Genomic DNA, 17013 nt, shown 5'->3' on the forward strand with positions numbered 1-17013 from the left:
GTCCAACTACCCTTGCCCCATGGGTGCCGTGAAGACCAAACGGATGCCGCGGGCGGTCCGTGAGCAGCAGATGCTCGACGCCGCCGTGCAGACCTTCGGGCAGCGCGGTTACATGGCCGCGTCGATGGACGAGATAGCCGAACTCGCGGGCGTGTCAAAGCCGTTGGTGTATCTCTACCTCAACTCGAAGGAAGACCTGTTCACCGCGTGCATCCGGCGCGAGGGCCAGGCGCTCACCGAGGCGGTACGGGCCGGGGTGGACACCGCCTCGCCCGCCGACCGCCAACTCTGGGACGGCTTGCGGGCGTTCTTCAGTCACACCGCGCGGCACCCGGACGGCTGGTCCGTGCTGCATCTCCAGGCCCGCACCCACGGCGAGCCCTTCGCGGCCGAGGTGGCGGCGATGCGGGCCGAACTCGTCGCGTTCGTCACCGAGTTGATCGCGGTCGCCGCCCGTGAGGCGCACCGCGACCCCGACCTCGCCGACCGTGAGGTCGCCGGCCTCGCGGAAGCCCTCGTCGGTGCCGCCGAGTCCCTCGCGGCCTGGTCCAACGCGACCCCGGGCGTCACCGCCAAGCAGGCCGCGGCGACCCTGATGAACTTCGCCTGGGCAGGGCTCGGCAACCTGATGGAGGGGCGGCCCTGGTCACCGCCGGCCGACATCGAGGACCGCTAGCACCGGGTACGGCCTCACGCACACGGCTCGCCTCGGGCCGCTCGCCTCACACCGCCCCCCACTTGCGCAACGTCGGCGCGACCCGCTGATACCCCACCCGGTACACCGCCTTGGCGCCGCGCCGGGCGACCCGTCGTACCGCCTTCTTCACCCGGCCCGAGTCGGCGGCGCCCAGCGGGTCGGTCAGCGGGCGGCCCTTCTCGTCGAAGCCGTTGCGGGTGAGCAGGCCGGAGAGGTAGATGCCGGCGCGCTGAGGGGTGTAGTAGTGGCGCAGGGTCGGCAGCGGTCCCGCAGCGCGCAGCGCGGTCACGCGGGCGCGGGTGGCGGCGTAGGGGTCGCTCTTGCCGATGCCCTGCGCGTCCGCCCAGGCGGGGTCGGGCAACGGCTGGGCGCCGGCGTCGAGTTCGTCCCAGGAGGCCAGGCAACCGGAGTGGATGAAGTAGTGGTTGCCGTGTGCCTCGCGGACGCCGAAGTCGGTGAGGATCGCGGTGGGGATGCCCCGCTGCATCGACTCCAGCGCGGCGGTGGAGCTGACGGTCACCAGCAGGTCGGTGCGGTCGAGGACCTCGCCCATGTTGCCGTAGACCAACTGGAGGTTGGCGGGGGCAGGTTCGGCCAGGTTCTGGACGAGGAGCTGGTACGGGTCGGCCTCGACGTGGGTGGTGTGCTCGCCGGGGAGGCTGCGCAGTTTCATCAGCACCAGGCGGTCGGGGTGGCGCCGGGCGTGTGCGGCGGCCCGCTCCAGGAGCCGTAGCCGGTCCTGCTTGCTCCTGGGGACGGACGGTTGGACGGCGAAGGTGAGGGTGAACGGCCGGTCGGTGGACGGCTGGTAGGGCTCGCCGCCGAGGAACGGCAGCGCGCACTCCACCACCGACTCCGGGTCGATGCCGACGCTCGCGAACGCGGCGCCGAACCGGCGTGCGTCGTAGGCGGAGTTGGCGAGGACGATGTCGCTCCCGCCGCGGGTCAGCAGTCCGTCGATCATCTTCTCGTAGACGACGCCGACGTAGCCGGTGACGGTGATCGGCCGGTGTTCGCGGCCCGCCCAGGCCAGGCCGAGGCTGTGGGTGAGGGCCAGGACCGTGCCGCCGGAGACGGCCATGACGACGATGTCCGCTTCGGCCAGTTCCGGGTCGTCGACCAGTGCGGCGGTGGGGAGTTCACGCCGGGTGTCGGGCTCGATGCCGATCTCGGCGAGCTGGCGCTCCGTGGGGGTCGACCGGCCGCGCAGGAAGTACGCGTCGAGGGCGTGCTCGGGGGCGATCTGCCGTGCCACGGACGCGCCCCACTTCCAGCGGGTGTCCGAGTCGGCGAGTACGGCTATGCGTCTGGGCGGCATGGCTCAGGGGCCCTTCCTGGCGGGTCCGGCGAAGTGAGCCGAGGGTAAGAAGCGTCCCTGAGGAGTGCATGAGTGATCCCTTGAAAGCTCATTGGGTGAGCTGGGGGTTTCCTGTGCGGAAACCTCAAGGCCCCTTGTCCGCCTGGGATTTCGTGATCCGTCGAATGTGGGCGGACATGTGTTGTTCGCCCACTGTTCATGGGGGTTCAGGCAACGACCGGGTGCACGAATCCCTCCACGTGCACCCGCCCGGCCCCGTCCCGCAACGCGAAGCGGTCGTCGAGCGCCGCGTACTCCACGGTCCCCGGCAGCAGCACCGGTGCCCTGAACTCGGCCCGTACCAGCGTGCGTTCGGGGGTGCCGCGGGCGGCGAGGCACCGGGCCGCCGTCCACATGCCGTGTGCGATGGCCCGCGGGAAGCCGAACAGGCGGGCGGTGAGCGGGTAGAGGTGGATGGGGTTGCGGTCGCCGGACGCGGCTCCGTAGCGCCGGCCCACGTCCTCGCCGAGCCGCCACTCGGCGACCGTGGGCAACGGGGCCCGGGTGGGCGGGAGTTCGGGCGTGGGGGTGGGTGTGCCGGGGCGGTGGTGCCGGGCGAGATAGGTGCTCCGCGACTCCCATACGACCTCGCCCGCGGTCCCACCTTCGCTTGCGCCCCCGGCCCGCATCTCGGTCGTGACCGTCGCCTCGGTGCCGCGTCGGTGCGGGGCCAACTCGTCGACGTAGACCGTGAGTTCGTACTCCCCGGTGGCCGGTACCGCCGTGTGCCGGGTGATTTCGACGGACGTGTGGACCAGGCCGAGGAGGGGGAGCGGGAAGGCCCGGCAGCTCATCAGGCGCATGGCCAACGGGAAGCCGAGGACGTGCGGGTAGGTGATGGGGAGGGCGTCGTCGCCGGTGGCGAAGCCGCAGACGCGTTCGTAGGCGGCGAGTTTGGCCAGGTCGACGCGGACGCCGGGCAGGACCAGGCGGGTGCGGGGGAACTCGGCGTCGGGGCGGGGCCGTTTGAAGGGGGAGAGGAAGGCGCCGCGGAGGAGGAGCGGGGTGAGCGCGGGGGTGTCGGTGAGAGGCGGATAGGGGTTGGCCATGTCCCACTCCCGGGTGGCGTCCTGGGCGGCTCTTTTCGGCTTACTTCGCAGTAAGGTTACCGCAGGTAAGGCCAAGTGGGGCGAGCCGGACGGCCCTTGGTGGGTGCATGGGTGACGCGCAGGCGGCACACGGCCGACGTACGGCTGATCCATGGCCGACAAAGTGCCGTGAACCCGTCGAGGTTGCACAGGCCCGGCTCGCTACCACCCCCGAAACCGCACGAACTCCCCACGCGGGGCCCGTACGATCTGCGACCTAACCCGAGGTAACACCCCGACCCGCGGGCCGGGATGAACGCCTCGGTACGCACCATGCGTACCTAATGCAGCAGAGCGGTACAAGCTGCACGCCACAGGAGCTGCCATGTCCCTCGCCTACCCGTCCGGCCACGACTACGACGGCGCGCCGGTCCTCGTCGAGCCCGAGATCCGGCGGCTGGACGGCGTCGTGCGGGAGGTGTCCGTGCCGCCGCTGGTGCCGCCGGCGACCCACGGCTCGCTCGCCGACGTGCCGTTCGAGAACGCGGCGTTGACCCCGGACCACCTGGTCCTCAGCAGGCAGGACGAGGACGGGAACTGGCAGGACGTGACGGCGGCCCAGTTCGCCGAGCAGGTGCAGGCCGTCGCCAAGGGGCTGATCGCGGAGGGGCTGGCGCCGGGCGACCGGATCGCGGTCATGGCCCGGACGTCGTACGAGTGGACGCTCCTCGACTTCGCCGCGTGGGCGGCGGGTCTGGTCACCGTCCCCATCTATCCGACCTCCTCGCTCTTCCAGATCCGGTGGATCCTCCAGGACACGGGCGCGGTCGCGATGGCCGCGGAGACGGTCGCGCAGGCGGCGGCGCTGGGTCCGGAGACGCCCCGGCTGCCCGACCTGCGCCACATGTGGGTCTTCGAGAAGGGTCACCTGGAGCGGCTGGCCGAGCTGGGCCGGACCGTCCCGGACCAGGAAGTCGCCGTACGGCGTGGGGTGTTGCTGCCCGACACGCTCGCCACCGTCATCTATACCTCGGGCACCACGGGCCGCCCCAAGGGCTGCGCGATCTCGCACGGCAACTTCCTCGCGGAGATCGACAACGCGATCGAACTCCTCTACCCCGTCTTCAAGAACAAGCCGAACGAAGAGCCCTCCACGCTCCTCTTCCTCCCCTACTCCCATGTCTTCGGCCGCATGGTCGCGATCGCCTGCGTCCGCGCCCGCGTCCGCCTCGGCCATGCCGCGAGCCTCAAGTCCGAAGACCTGCTGGCCGACCTGGCGAGTTTCCAGCCGACCTTCCTGCTGGCCATCCCGTACATGTTGGAGAAGGTCTTCAACAACGCCCGGGCGAAGGCGGAGAAGGGCGGCCGGGGCAAGGTCTTCGACCGCGCCACGAACGCCGCCATCCGCTACGGCGAGGCGCTGGAGGCCCGCCAGTCCGGCACGGGGTCGGGTCCGAGCCGCCCGTTGAAGACGGCCCGCGCCTTCTACGACCCGCTGGTCTACCGCAAGATCCGCAACGCCCTTGGCGGCAAGCTCCGTTACGTCATCTGCGGCGGCTCCCCGCTGGGCCGCCGGCTCGCCGCGTTCTACGCCGGCGCGGGCATCGAGATCTTCGAGGGCTACGGCCTGACCGAGACGACGGCGGCGGCGACCTGCACCCCACCGCTCAAACCCCGCCTGGGGACGGTCGGTTGGCCCATGCCGGGCACCAAGGTCCGCATCGCCTCGGACGGCGAGATCCTGCTCCACGGCGGCCAGGTCTTCCGGGGCTACTGGGACCCGCACGGCGACGGTGTGGTCCCCGCGTCCCAGGACGGCTGGCTCGCCACCGGCGACATCGGCAGCCTCGACGACGAGGGTTACCTCACCATCACCGGCCGCAAGAAGGAGATCCTGATCACCGCGGGCGGCAAGAACGTGGCCCCGGCCCCGCTGGAGAACTGGCTCCGCTCCCACCCGTTGATCGCCCAGTGCATCGTCGTCGGTGACCGCCGTCCCTACATCGCCGCCCTCATCACCCTCGACCCCGAAGGCATCACCCACTGGCGCCAGATGAACGGCAAGCACCCGGTACCGGCCGAACTCCTGGTCAACGACGAGGAGTTGGTCGCGGTCCTGCAGCGGGCCGTGGACGACGCCAACAAGCTCGTCTCCCGCCCCGAGTCCATCCGCCGCTTCAGCATCCTGTCCGGCGCCTTCACGGAGGCGGACGGCCATCTGACCCCGTCGATGAAGCTGCGCCGGGAGGTCGTCATGCGGGACTTCGCGAAGGACATCGAGGGCTTGTACGCCAACTAGGCGGCGGGCGGGGGCGTGTTGGTCCGATCCGGTGAGGGCGTGGGCCACCGACTGCTGACGCCCGCACCCGGTCCCTGGTTATTGACTTCACAAGACCCCCGCGCGACATTCCCAGCCCACTTCCTCGTCGGGCTGGAGCGGCCATGACCACGAGCGCGGACGGACAGGTACAACTCCCCGGTAGAAGACGTGTGTTGGCGGGCGGTGCGGTCGCCGCGCTCGCTGTCGCCGCCGGGGTGCAGCACACAGCCCATGCCGCGGACCTTCCCCTCCTCGGTACCTACGACGTGGTCGTGATCGGGGCGGGAGCGGCCGGGATGACGGCCGCGCTGACCGCCGCCAAGCAGGGCCTGAGCTGTGTGGTCGTGGAGAAGGCGCCGACGTTCGGGGGATCGGCGGCGCGCTCGGGGGCCGGGATCTGGATCCCCAACAACCCGGTGATCCTGGCGGCCGGAGTCCCCGACACCCCTGCCAAAGCCGCCACTTACCTCTCCGCGGTCGTCGGCACCGACGTCCCGGCGGACCGCCGGCAGTCGTTCCTCGCCCACGGCCCCGCCATGATCTCCTTCGTGATGGCGAACAGCCCGCTGCGCTTCCGCTGGATGGAGGGATACAGCGACTACTACCCGGAGTTGCCGGGCGGGCTCCCGGGCGGCCGTTCCATAGAGCCCGATCAGCTCGACGGCAACATCCTCGGCACCGAACTCGCCCACCTCAACCCGCCCTATCTGGCCGTCCCTTCGGGCATGGTCGTCTTCAGCGCCGACTACAAGTGGCTCGACCTGGCCGCGGTGAGCGTCAAGGGCGCGGCCGTCGCCACCGAGTGCCTGGCCCGGGGGACCAAGGCGGCGCTGCTCGGCCAGAAGCCGCTCACCATGGGCCAGTCCCTCGCCGCCGGACTGCGCGCCGGACTCCAGTCGGCGCAGGTACCGGTGTGGCTCAACACCCCGCTCACCGACCTGTACTTGGAGGGCGGTGCCGTCACCGGCGCGGTGGTCACGCGCGACGGAACCGCCGGACTCGTCCGCGCCCGGCGCGGGGTCGTGGTCGGCTCCGGCGGCTTCGAGCACAACGCGGCCATGCGCGCCCAGTACCAGCGCCAACCCATCGGCACGGACTGGACCGTCGGCGCGAAGGAGAACACCGGTGACGGCATCCAGGCGGGCCAACGGGCGGGCGCGGCCCTGGCGTTGATGGACGACGCCTGGTGGGGCCCCACCATCCCCATCCCCGGCGACCCGTACTTCTGCCTCGCCGAACGCACCCTCCCCGGCGGCCTGTTGGTCAACCAGGCCGGTTCCCGCTTCGTCAACGAGGCCGCGCCGTACAGCGACGTCGTCCACATCATGTACGACCGCGACGCCGCCGCCCCCGACATCCCGGCCTGGCTGATCGTCGACCAGAACTACCGCAACCGGTACCTGTTCAAGGACGTCCTGCCGACGTTCACCTTCCCCGACGACTGGTACAGCTCGGGGGCGGCGTACAAGGCGTGGAGCCTGGACGCCCTCGCCACCTCGATCGGCGTCCCGGCGGCGGCCCTCCGGTCGACGGTCAGCCGCTTCAACTCCCTTGCGGCGAGCGGCAAGGACACGGACTTCGGGCGTGGCAACAGCACGTACGACCACTACTACACGGACCCGTCCGTCCTCCCCAATTCCTGCCTGGCTCCCCTGTGGTTGCCCCCGTACTACGCCTTCCGCATCGTCCCCGGCGACCTCGGCACCAAGGGCGGGATGCGGACGGACGCGCGGGCGCGGGTGCTGCGGGCGGACGGTTCGGTGATCCCCGGTCTGTACGCGGCCGGGAACGCGAGCGCGGCGGTGATGGGGCACAGCTACGCGGGCGCGGGCTCGACGATCGGGCCGGCGATGACGTTCGGGTATGTGGCGGCGCTGGATCTGGCGGGGGCGCTGTAGCAGGGGTCGTAGCGCGCTGGTCGTAGAGCCGCCGTCCTGGCTGTCGCGGCCTGGTCATCGCGGGGTCAAGGGATGACCAGGCCGGGGCCAAGCGGCCGTATGCATTGCGCATGCAACGGGTTCGCAGGCCTGACATAGCCGGATTTGGGCGCTCGTGCGGTGGCTACTGTAATGGCGCGAAGACGTCCACAGTGGCCGCGATGACTCACGGTCGACTCACGGGGAAGAGGAGACGGCGGTGGGGGAGCCGAACCGTTCACGCCTTCTTGACTACACGCAGGGGCCGTTGCCGGCACCGCCCGAGCCGCGCCGCTCCAGTCTGCTCGACTACGCGGAGGCGGGACCGACGGTTCGCGCGGCGACGGATGGTCGACCGGGTCCCAGGCCGGGTGTTCCGCCGTACGAGACGCCCGTGTTCGTGCCCGCCCATCCTCGGCACGTCGACACGACGTACGACGACGGCCGTCCGGTCCGGGTGCCGTTCATCGCGTACGAGCTCTTCGCGCACCCCGCCGACGTGGCCGGGACCGTGGCCTTCGCCTTCACGACCCTGGAGAAGCTGGTAGCCGCGCTCGGTGAGGCCCAGCCGTGGGTCGCCACCTCGCTCGGGCCGCTGGCCGAAGGAGTGGGCGAGCGGGGAGTCACCGTGCTGCTCGACCCGCGGGTGGCTCCCGGACCACCCAACTGGCAGTTGGCCGATCTGGCCGCCTACGCGCGGGAGGTGCGCTGATGTCGGCCGACTTCAAAGCGGTCATGAGTGACCTGACCTCGATGGCCACGACGTTCCACGACCAGGCCACGGACTATCGGAAGCTGCACGACCAGGTGGCCCCGCCCGTGGTGAGCGGTGGGGACGCCGCCCTCGACCATGCCATCAAGGAGGTCGCCGATCTCATCGTCGCCCTCCACATCGGCTTCGCCGACCGACTGGACGACCGGGGCGACAAGGTCGCGTACGCCCGCGATTCCTTCCGCCGGCACGACATCGACGTTCACGGTGTGTTCGACGACCTGATGGTGGGGGAGGGCTGATGGGCGACAGCTGGGTCGGCGGCGACATCGGCGGACTCCGCACGATGGCCACTACGTACAAGAACGCCAAGGACAAGCTCGACGACGTCATCAGCCCCCTCACCCGTGCGGTGGACGCCCTGGTCGACGACACGGGCTGGAAGGGCGAGTCGGCGGAGTCCTTCCGTGCCACGTACACCGAGGACGCCGTGACCGCCGGTGCCTTCGCTGCCCTCGTCCATGAGGCCGGCGACATCCTGGACACGCTCGCCGAGGCGCTCTCCACCTGCGAGACGGCCCTGCAGAACGCCGAGCACGTGGCGGCGAAGAAGGGCGTCGCGATGGGGGACAAGGGCGTACCGCTGCCGACGACCACCTCGACTCCGCCCAGCGCGGACGAGCAGAAGACGATCTCCGCGATGGGCGACTACGACACCGTGCGCAAGGAGGTTCTGCACACGGCGCAGAAGGCGCGGCTGGCGGCGGCGGGCCAGTTGCAGGGGCTGTACGCGGAGGTGACCGGCAAGGCGGAGGTGACCGCCGGCGACAAGATCACCGTCGTCGACTATCTGCGCGGTCTGTACGCCTTCGACGCCGAGGACGCGCGGGCCGGCGGCGCCAAGGCCCGCACGAAGATCGACGACGCCAAGTCCGAGGCGCAGGCGGCCAAGAAGGAACTCCGCTCCGAACGCAAGGCGTTCCAGAAGGCCGGCCGCTCCCTCCCCAAGGACTTTCCCGCCAAGGGCGCCTACGCCGACGCCGTCGCCAGGGTCCAGTCGCTGGAAGAGGACATGGCCCGCGCCGACTACGGCAGCACCAAGCTGCCCTACGACCGTGCCCTGAACGTCAAACTGGCCGATGCGGCAGACGCGTTGCGCGCGGGCGAGAGCCTGGACAAGCTGCCGGACTTCCTCAAGGAGGTCCCTGTACTGGACGTCGCCGCGGCCGGTGCCTGCGGGTTGCTTGAGGCCTCCGAGGACCATGACAAGGGGTGGTCCTGGCAGCATTCCGTGGCGGTGGACGGGGGTGCCAACGTGGCCGGGCTGGTCGCCGGTACGGCCATCACGGCCGGCTTGGTAGCCGCCGCGCCCTTCGAAGCGCCCGCGATCGTCGTGGCCGGAGTGGGCGGCGCGATCGTCGTCGGGGCAACCGGGGTCATCGACCACGCGTTCCACGAGCACTGGAGCGAGGACATCCACGACCACGGTGTGGTCGGCGGCGTGCTGCACGGCACGGGCCATGTCATGACGGAGACCGGGCATGACTTCGTACGACTGAAGGATGACGTCTGGCATGGCATCAAAAGCATCTTCTGAGGCCCCTTCCGGAACCCCGGCCCGGATTCCCGCCCTGCCCGGGCTCGGCACCACCTGGTACGAGCGCGGCACGCGCTACTGGCTGCGTCGGGCTTCCGGAGCCCTCCTCTGGCTCCTGGTGCTGGCCTTCTTCTGCTACATCGCGCTTGTCCTTTACGGGAGTTTCCGCACGAGCCTGCCGTCGACCGTGCGCACGGTGTGGGACTGGGCGCAGGCGGTCCTGTCCTTCGTGGCCTTTGCCTGGGGGTGGCGGGTGCAGCGGCGGGACCTTCACAAGAAGCTGCTGGACCCGCCAACGCCCGGCCAGGCCCGCCGGGCCAAACGGGACGAGACCCGGCGCTCCACCGGATTGGCCGTCGCGGGCCGCGCCCTCTGGCTGGTCGCGGCACCGGTCGCGCCGGCCCTCGCGGTGGGCTGCGTCGGCTGGGTGATCGCCGCGTTCGCGGTCCGCGAATACCCCAGCGAGGTCGGCGCCCGCCGCTGGCTGCAGGAGCACCCGTCCGGAACATGATCCCCTCCGACATCCCGAAGCTGCCCGGGCTCGGCAGAACCTGGTACAGGCGCGGCGCGCTCTACTGGCTGCGACGCGCTTCCGCTGCACTCCTCTGGCTCGTGATGATGTCCATCATGTGCGGCGTCGTCGTCGAGTCCTACCAATCGTTCCGCGTCCACCTGCCCCCGTTCCTGCGCCCGGTGTGGGACTGGACGCAGGTGGCCGCCTCGTGCGGATTCGCGGTCTGGGGCTGGGTGCAGCAGCGCCGGGCCATCCGTAAGAAGCTGCTGAACCCGCCCACCCCTGCCCAAGCCTGGATGAACAAGCGTTACGACACCCAGCGCGGCCAGAACCTGGGCCGCGCCGCCCTCATCCCCGCGCTGCTCGTGATCCCCGTCGTACCGGCGCTCTTCGCATGGAGCGTCGGCACGCTGGCCGCCGCTTTCGCCGTCCGCGAATACCCCAGCGAGGTCGGTGCCCGCCGATTCCTGGAAGCCTCAGCCGAGCTCCACCGGCTTCCGGGCGACAAGAAACGCCTGCGCTGACGACTCCCCGAGCTCCTCGTCCGCTTCCCGCACCGTCCGCGACCGCACCGCGAACCCCGCCGCCCCCAGCGACTCGGCCACCCGCTCAGGTCGCCGCCGTTCGAAGTCCAGGCGTACGGGGTGACCGAAGGGCCGGTCGAGGGTGAGGGGCCGGTCGCCCGCCTGGAAGGCGAGCAGCAGATACCCGCCCGGTGCCAGCACGCGGCCGAACTCTGTGAACAGGGACGGGAGTTGGTCCACCGGAGTGTGGATGGACGAGTACCAGGAGACGGCCCCCGCGAGTGTGCCGTCGGGGAGGTCCAGGTCCAGCATCGAGCCCTGCCGGAAGCGCAGCCCCGGGTTCTCGCGGCGCGCGATCGCGAGCATCGACTCGGACAGGTCGAGGCCGAAGACGTCCAGGCCGAGGGAGGCGAGATGTGCGGTCGTCCGGCCCGGCCCGCAGCCGAGGTCGGCCACCTGCCCGCCCCCGGCACGGGTCACCAGCCCGGCGAAGCCGGCCAGCGCCGCCCCGTCCCGCGGCTCGGTCCGCTCCCCGGCGAACATCTCCGCGTAGTCCTCGGCGACGGCGTCGTAGAAAGTCCGGATGACGGTCACGAAGTCGGCTTCGGCGGAGGGGGAGTCAGAGGTGGAACCAGAGGGGGAGTTGGTCGGCGTCGATGTCATGGCCGGGGACCCTATCGACGCCCACTGACAACGTGCCCGGCGACAAGCGGCCCTCAACCGCCCGACCGCCGGGGGCAAAGGCAGGAGCCCCGTCGCCTTGCGGCGCGGGGCTCCTTGGGTCTTGCTATCCGTTCCGGATCAAAGCACCAGGCTCCGAGACCGAATGACTGCGATCAGGTGACTCAGACGGGGGTGACGTTCTCCGCCTGCGGGCCCTTCGGGCCCTGGGTCACGTCGAAGGAGACCGCTTGGTTCTCCTCCAGCGAGCGGAAGCCGCTCGCGTTGATCGCGGAGTAGTGAACGAAGACGTCGGGGCCTCCGCCTTCTTGGGCGATGAAGCCAAAGCCCTTTTCGGCGTTGAACCACTTCACGGTTCCGGTAGCCATAAGCCCTCCTTGGGCCCAAAGGGTTGCCCTGCTCCAGAACCCTGCAAGTGTGAAAACAAGTCCCGCACTACTGCATACGTCTGAAAACGACAAGAGCCCGCGGTTACATGCTCCGCAGGCTCTGTACTGCAAGGGAAACCAAACTGCAACTTGCGGCGAGCCTAGCACTTGGGCAGCCGAAAGCAATAGAGGCCAAGATCACATCACCCGGACGTTTGAAGATCGCCGGGGGCTTGACTGCGGGGCCGAAGTATGGAGCGTACCGCATGAGGTCTAGCCTCGCGTTGTGGACAATTCTCGCACCCGGCCGCGCGTCGGCCACATCCAGTTCCTGAACTGCCTGCCCTTGTACTGGGGGCTCGCGAGAACAGGCACGCTTCTCGACTTCGAGCTCACCAAGGACACCCCGGAGAAGCTCAGCGAGCAGCTGGTGCGGGGCGACCTCGACATCGGGCCCATCACGCTCGTCGAGTTCCTCCGCAACGCGGACGACCTGGTCGCCTTCCCCGACATCGCCGTCGGCTGCGACGGCCCGGTGATGTCCTGCGTGATCGTCTCGCAGGTCCCGCTGGACCAGCTCGACGGCCGCCGGGTCGCCCTCGGCTCGACCTCGCGGACCTCCGTCCGGCTCGCCCAGCTCCTCCTCGCCGAGCGCTACGGCGTCCAGCCCGACTACTACACCTGTCCGCCCGACCTGAGCCTGATGATGCAGGAGGCCGACGCCGCCGTCCTCATCGGCGACGCCGCCCTGCGCGCCAACCTGCTCGACGGGCCCCGCTTCGGCCTGGAGGTGCACGACCTCGGCTCGCTCTGGAAGGAGTGGACCGGGCTGCCGTTCGTCTTCGCCGTGTGGGCCGCGCGCCGCGACTACCTGGAGCGCGAACCGGTCATCACCCGCAAGGTCCACGAGGCCTTCCTCGACTCCCGCAACCTCTCCCTCGAAGAGGTCGGCAAGGTCGCCGAACAGGCCGCCCGCTGGGAGGAGTTCGACGAGACCGTCCTGGAGCGGTACTTCACGACGCTGGACTTCCGCTTCGGTGCGCCCCAGCTTGCCGCCGTCGCCGAGTTCGCCCGCCGGGTCGGACCTACGACCGGTTTCCCGGCCGACGTGAACGTGGAACTGCTCCAGCCGTAAGTACGTAAGTGGCGGAGGGGTGCGGCGCACTACCCTGCTGGAAGCCGTACGGGGGACCTGGAAGTCGTACGGGGGAGGGGTGGACGGCATGCAGCCGCTCGGAGACGACGAACCCACGGTCGTGGGGCCCTACCGGCTGCTCGGACGGCTCGGGTCCGGTGGGATGGGCCGGGTCTATCTCGGGCGCAGCGCGGGCGGTCGTACGGTCGCGGTCAAGATCGTGCATCCGCACTTCGCGCTCGACGAGGAGTTCCGCGCCCGTTTCCGCCGCGAGGTCGACGCCGCACGCCGGGTGGGCGGTGCGTGGACCGCCCCGGTGCTGGATGCGGATCCCGAGGCCGCGGTGCCGTGGGTGGCCACGGCCTACGCCGCCGGGCCTTCCCTCTCCGCCGCCGTCGCGGACGGCGGACCGCTGCCCACGGCGACCGTACGGGCGCTGGGTGCGGGGCTCGCGGAAGCGCTGACGGCCGTCCATGAACTGGGGCTCGTGCACCGGGACGTGAAGCCGTCCAACGTGCTTCTCACCCTCGACGGGCCGCTGTTGATCGACTTCGGGATCGCCCGCGCCACGGAGGGCACCGCCTCCCTCACCTCCACCGGCGTCTCCGTCGGCTCGCCCGGCTACATGGCCCCCGAGCAGATCCTCGGGAAGGGGGCGACGGGCGCCTCCGATGTCTTCTCGTTGGGTGCGGTGCTGGCTTACGCGGCCACGGGTACCTCCCCCTTCCCCGGTGACTCCTCTGCCGCGCTCCTCTACAAGGTCGTCCACGAAGAGCCCCAACTCGGTGAGATGGACGGGGACTTGCGGGAGCTCGCGAGTGCCTGTCTGGCGAAGGATCCCGCCGCGCGGCCGACACCGGGCGAGGTGGGACGGTGGCTCGCTCCGGACGGGGCGGCTCGGCTGGTGGCCGGGGGGTGGTTGCCGGGGACCTTGGTGGAGCAGGTCAGCCGAAGTGCCGTACAGCTGCTGAATCTTGAGGCGGCGGGGGTTGCCGAGGGCGTGCCTTCGGGGCCGGTGGGGTTCAGCAGTCCGTCGGTGGGGGCGGGGGTCGGGGCGTTCGGGCCGGCGCCGGTGATGCCCAAGTCGCCTGCGGGGCCGGCCGGGTTCGTACCCGAACCCCGTGACGCGGCTCCGTACGACACCGTCCCCCCGGCCTCCGGTCGTCACCCCGGGAAGCTCTCCGTCTCCGTCGCCGCCACGGCGGCTCCCGGCCCCAACGGGCGTGGCCGCAGGGTCGGTTGCGCGGTGGCGCTCTCCATCGCCGGGGCACTGGCGGTGGTGACGCTGGTGCCGGTGCTGTTGTACTGGATGCAGCCGGGCGACAAGGGCACGGACACCTCCGCGGGCTCCGCCACCAAGCCGACGACAAGCAGCGCGCCGGGCGGTACGACGAGCAGTGTGCCGACCAGTACCAGTACTCCGAGCGCGGGCGACGGCTCCTCACTCCAGTCCATCCCCGACTCCTACCTCGGCACCTGGCAGGGCGACGGCACCGCCCTCGGCGGCACGCTCGCCGACGGGACCTTCCGGATCACGATCGCCAAGGTGGGCGTGGGGCAGAAGCTGGGCATCCTCCGCCAGACCGACCAGCTCGGCGGCGTCTGCGACGACGTACTGACCCTGAAGCAGGTGACGAAGACCCGGCTCGTCGCCTCGGCCGCGGGCGCGACGTCGAACCGCAGCGTCTGCAACCAGGCCGCCCACACCGTCACCCTCACCCCCGTCGGCGACGACCTCAAGTACGCGTCGGACAGCTCGGCCGAGGGCTCGCCGACCGCGCGGTTGGCCAAGGTCAAGTAGGGCGTCGGGGCCGTCGAGTGGACTACGACCAGCTGCTGATCGCCCTCGCGGGGGTGTGGGGCGCGGGTGCGGGGGCGGTGGTGGCGCGGGTCGGTCGGCGCGGTGTCGGTACCGCGCTCCTGGTCGTGCTGGTGTGTGTTGCCCTCGCCGCCGCCACCGGTACGCGGCCCGAGCTGGCGGTGTGGCTGCTGCTCGCGCCCGCCGCCGTCCTGTCCGTCGGCGTCACCGGCCTGGCGCTTCCCCTCGCCGGTGCCGCCCTCGCCCTCCTCGGTGTCGTCACCCTCGTGCCCGAGCACGCCGGGCACTGGACGACCGCGCTGCTCGGGGCCCTCGCGCTCGGCGCCGGGTACTTCGGGCTGTCGCGCCTCGATCCCGGGGACGGCGGTCTGGGCGTCGGCGAGGTGAAGCTCGCGGTCGGGGCCGGGGTCGTGCTCGGGTGGTACGGGTGGCCGACGGTGATGCTGGGCGCGTTCGCGGGGTTCCTGCTGCGGGCGGTCTACGGGGCTTTCGCGGCCCGGAGGCGGCGGGACGGCCGGGGCATCGTCGTCCCCTTTGGGCCGTTTCTGCTCGCCGGTGCATTCCTCGGGCTGCTGGTCGGCGCATACACGGCCTGAGGGCGGGGCGGTAAATCCGCTGGCGTAGGCTGACAAGGTCCGTCAGCACCACCTGCCCGTCCGCAACCCTTGACGAAAGGGACCTCCCGGTGACCGAGAAGGCCGAGCTTCAGTCCGTCCTCGACCGTGCCGCCGAGGGCGGGCGCATCACCCCCGAAGAGGCCCTCGACCTCTACCGCGACGCCCCGCTGCACGCGCTCGGCGCCGCCGCCGACGCCGTACGCAAGCGTCGGTACGCGGGTACGGAGCACATCGCGACGTACATCATCGAGCGGAACATCAACTACACGAACGTGTGCGTCACGGCGTGCAAGTTCTGCGCGTTCTACGCCGCTCCCAAGGACACCGCGAAGGGCTGGACGCGGGACCTCGACGACATCCTGCGCCGGTGTGCGGAGACCGTCGAACTCGGCGGCACGCAGATCATGTTCCAGGGCGGACACCACCCGGACTTCGGCGTCGAGTACTACGAGAAGCACTTCGCCGCGATCAAGGGCGCGTACCCCCAGCTGGTCATCCACTCCCTCGGCGCGTCCGAGGTCGAGCACATGGCTCGCATCTCGAAGGTCTCCGTCGAGGAGGCCATCACCCGGATCCACGCGGCCGGTCTCGACTCCTTCGCGGGCGCCGGTGCCGAGCTGCTCCCCGCTCGCCCCCGCAAGGCGATCGCGCCTCTCAAGGAGTCCGGCGAGCGCTGGCTGGAGATCATGGAGGCGGCGCACAACCTGGGCGTCGAGTCCACGTCGACGATGCTCATGGGCACCGGCGAGACCAACGCCGAGCGCATCGAGCACCTGCGGATGATCCGCGACGTACAGGACCGCACGGGCGGCTTCCGCGCCTTCATCCCGTACACCTACCAGCCCGAGAACAACCACCTGAAGGGCCGCACGCAGGCCACGCTCTTCGAGTACCTGCGGATGATCGCCATCGCGCGTCTCTTCATGGACAACATCGCCCACATCCAGGGCAGTTGGCTGACGACGGGCAAGGAGGTCGGCCAACTCTCCCTGCACTACGGTGCGGACGACCTCGGCTCGATCATGCTGGAGGAGAACGTCGTCTCCAGCGCCGGTGCCAAGCACCGCTCCAACCGCATGGAGATCATCGACCTCATCCGCAAGGCGGGCCGCGTCCCCGCCCAGCGGGCCACGACGTACGAGCACATCGTCGTCCACGACGACCCGGCGAACGACCCCGTCGACGAGCGCGTGATGTCCCACATCTCGTCCACGGCGATCGAAGGCGGCACGGCCCACCCGGAGTTGAAGCTCCTGTCGGCCAACTAGGCCTCCTGTGCTCCAACTGGGGTTGCTGTGCTGACGATTCACACGGCGGACGAGGGCGGTGCCGTCGCCGTCGAGGGTGCCCGGGTCGTGGGTGTGGGGACGTTGGCGGAGGTCCAGGACCGCTTTCCCGGCGCCCGGGTGCGGAGTTGGCCCGGTGTGCTGGGTCCCGCCCGCGTCCACGAAGGGCCACTCCCGGACGCCCCGAGCCCGCGGGAGCGGATCCACGCCGTGCTGAAGTCAGGTGCTACGGCTGTCCTGGCGGAACACGTCGACTCACCCGAACTCCGGGCGGCGGCACAGCGGAACGATGTCGCGATCCTGGCCGCCCCACGCCCTACGGTTCTTGCAGACCTCGGCCGTGCCGACCTGGCCGTATTCGACGAGGCCGGCGTATGCATCGCAACGGTGTGCGCAGGTCGGCTAGTCCACAGGCGCCGCTAGGTGCAGGTTTTTAGGGGCG

The 17013-nt window shown here is 70.5% G+C and carries 17 protein-coding genes; 13 read left to right on the forward strand and 4 right to left on the reverse strand.

Translation table 11 applies throughout. The features are described 5' to 3' along the window. Positions 1-19: 19 nt before the first annotated feature. Positions 20-676 (forward strand): TetR/AcrR family transcriptional regulator, encoded by a 657-nt coding sequence (locus OG588_RS29160; protein WP_405949874.1) that lies wholly within the window; start codon positions 20-22, stop codon positions 674-676. Between the two features lie 46 nt (positions 677-722). On the opposite strand, the gene OG588_RS29165 is transcribed toward OG588_RS29160, so the two are convergent. Together OG588_RS29165 and OG588_RS29170 are read right to left on the reverse strand one after the other, a co-directional pair. Further along, on the reverse strand, positions 723-2015 hold the full coding sequence (locus OG588_RS29165) for a DUF6716 putative glycosyltransferase (protein ID WP_405949875.1): 1293 nt from the start codon (positions 2013-2015) through the stop codon (positions 723-725). Positions 2016-2221: 206 nt separating this feature from the next. Continuing rightward, positions 2222-3103: a MaoC family dehydratase gene (locus OG588_RS29170; protein WP_405949876.1), complete on the reverse strand. Its 882-nt coding sequence runs from the start codon at positions 3101-3103 to the stop codon at positions 2222-2224. A gap of 364 nt (positions 3104-3467) precedes the next feature. Here OG588_RS29170 and OG588_RS29175 point away from each other — a divergent pair, with 364 nt between their 5' ends. From OG588_RS29175 to OG588_RS29205, 7 genes are all read left to right on the forward strand, one after another. Continuing rightward, the gene (locus OG588_RS29175; protein WP_405949877.1) at positions 3468-5381 is read left to right on the forward strand and encodes an AMP-dependent synthetase/ligase; all 1914 of its coding nucleotides are present in this window, start codon (positions 3468-3470) and stop codon (positions 5379-5381) included. Between the two features lie 143 nt (positions 5382-5524). Then, a complete protein-coding gene (kstD, locus tag OG588_RS29180) occupies positions 5525-7300 on the forward strand; it encodes a 3-oxosteroid 1-dehydrogenase (RefSeq protein WP_405949878.1) in 1776 nt (591 codons plus the stop codon). A 238-nt stretch (positions 7301-7538) separates the two neighbouring features. Beyond that, positions 7539-8030 carry an SAV_915 family protein gene (locus tag OG588_RS29185; protein WP_405949879.1) on the forward strand — a complete coding sequence of 164 codons (492 nt, stop codon included), beginning with the start codon at positions 7539-7541 and terminating at the stop codon, positions 8028-8030. Beyond that, positions 8030-8332 carry a DUF6317 family protein gene (locus OG588_RS29190; RefSeq protein WP_405949880.1) on the forward strand — a complete coding sequence of 101 codons (303 nt, stop codon included), beginning with the start codon at positions 8030-8032 and terminating at the stop codon, positions 8330-8332. Before OG588_RS29185 ends, OG588_RS29190 begins: the two co-directional genes overlap by 1 nt. Next, complete coding sequence (locus OG588_RS29195) at positions 8332-9627, forward strand: WXG100 family type VII secretion target (protein WP_405949881.1); 1296 nt, start codon at positions 8332-8334, stop codon at positions 9625-9627. Before OG588_RS29190 ends, OG588_RS29195 begins: the two co-directional genes overlap by 1 nt. Continuing rightward, a complete protein-coding gene (locus tag OG588_RS29200) occupies positions 9605-10138 on the forward strand; it encodes a hypothetical protein (protein WP_405949882.1) in 534 nt (177 codons plus the stop codon). The genes OG588_RS29195 and OG588_RS29200 overlap by 23 nt, the downstream gene beginning before the upstream one ends. Next, positions 10135-10665 carry a hypothetical protein gene (locus OG588_RS29205; protein ID WP_405949883.1) on the forward strand — a complete coding sequence of 177 codons (531 nt, stop codon included), beginning with the start codon at positions 10135-10137 and terminating at the stop codon, positions 10663-10665. Before OG588_RS29200 ends, OG588_RS29205 begins: the two co-directional genes overlap by 4 nt. Here the strand turns inward: OG588_RS29205 and OG588_RS29210 are convergent. Next, positions 10618-11328, reverse strand: coding sequence for a class I SAM-dependent methyltransferase (locus tag OG588_RS29210; protein WP_405949884.1), 711 nt, complete (start codon positions 11326-11328; stop codon positions 10618-10620). The two genes, OG588_RS29205 and OG588_RS29210, sit on opposite strands and share 48 nt — an antisense overlap. 182 nt (positions 11329-11510) lie before the next feature. Next, a complete protein-coding gene (locus OG588_RS29215) occupies positions 11511-11714 on the reverse strand; it encodes a cold-shock protein (protein ID WP_003998944.1) in 204 nt (67 codons plus the stop codon). A gap of 286 nt (positions 11715-12000) precedes the next feature. Between OG588_RS29215 and OG588_RS29220 the strand changes: the two genes are divergently transcribed. The 5 genes from OG588_RS29220 to OG588_RS29240 all read left to right on the forward strand — a co-directional run bounded on the left by OG588_RS29220 (position 12001) and on the right by OG588_RS29240 (position 16994). Next, positions 12001-12849, forward strand: coding sequence for a menaquinone biosynthetic enzyme MqnA/MqnD family protein (locus OG588_RS29220; protein WP_405949885.1), 849 nt, complete (start codon positions 12001-12003; stop codon positions 12847-12849). 88 nt (positions 12850-12937) lie between these two features. After that, the gene (locus tag OG588_RS29225; protein ID WP_405953243.1) at positions 12938-14650 is read left to right on the forward strand and encodes a serine/threonine-protein kinase; all 1713 of its coding nucleotides are present in this window, start codon (positions 12938-12940) and stop codon (positions 14648-14650) included. 17 nt (positions 14651-14667) lie between these two features. Beyond that, a complete protein-coding gene (locus OG588_RS29230; protein WP_405949886.1) occupies positions 14668-15264 on the forward strand; it encodes a hypothetical protein in 597 nt (198 codons plus the stop codon). Positions 15265-15353: 89 nt separating this feature from the next. Then, positions 15354-16553 (forward strand): cyclic dehypoxanthinyl futalosine synthase, encoded by a 1200-nt coding sequence (gene mqnC, locus OG588_RS29235; protein ID WP_393044103.1) that lies wholly within the window; start codon positions 15354-15356, stop codon positions 16551-16553. A gap of 27 nt (positions 16554-16580) precedes the next feature. After that, on the forward strand, positions 16581-16994 hold the full coding sequence (locus OG588_RS29240) for an imidazolonepropionase-like domain-containing protein (RefSeq protein ID WP_405949887.1): 414 nt from the start codon (positions 16581-16583) through the stop codon (positions 16992-16994). Positions 16995-17013 lie beyond the last annotated feature (19 nt).

It is taken from the genome of Streptomyces prunicolor (assembly GCF_045162825.1).
In the GTDB taxonomy this organism is placed as follows: Bacteria; Actinomycetota; Actinomycetes; order Streptomycetales; family Streptomycetaceae; genus Streptomyces; species Streptomyces prunicolor.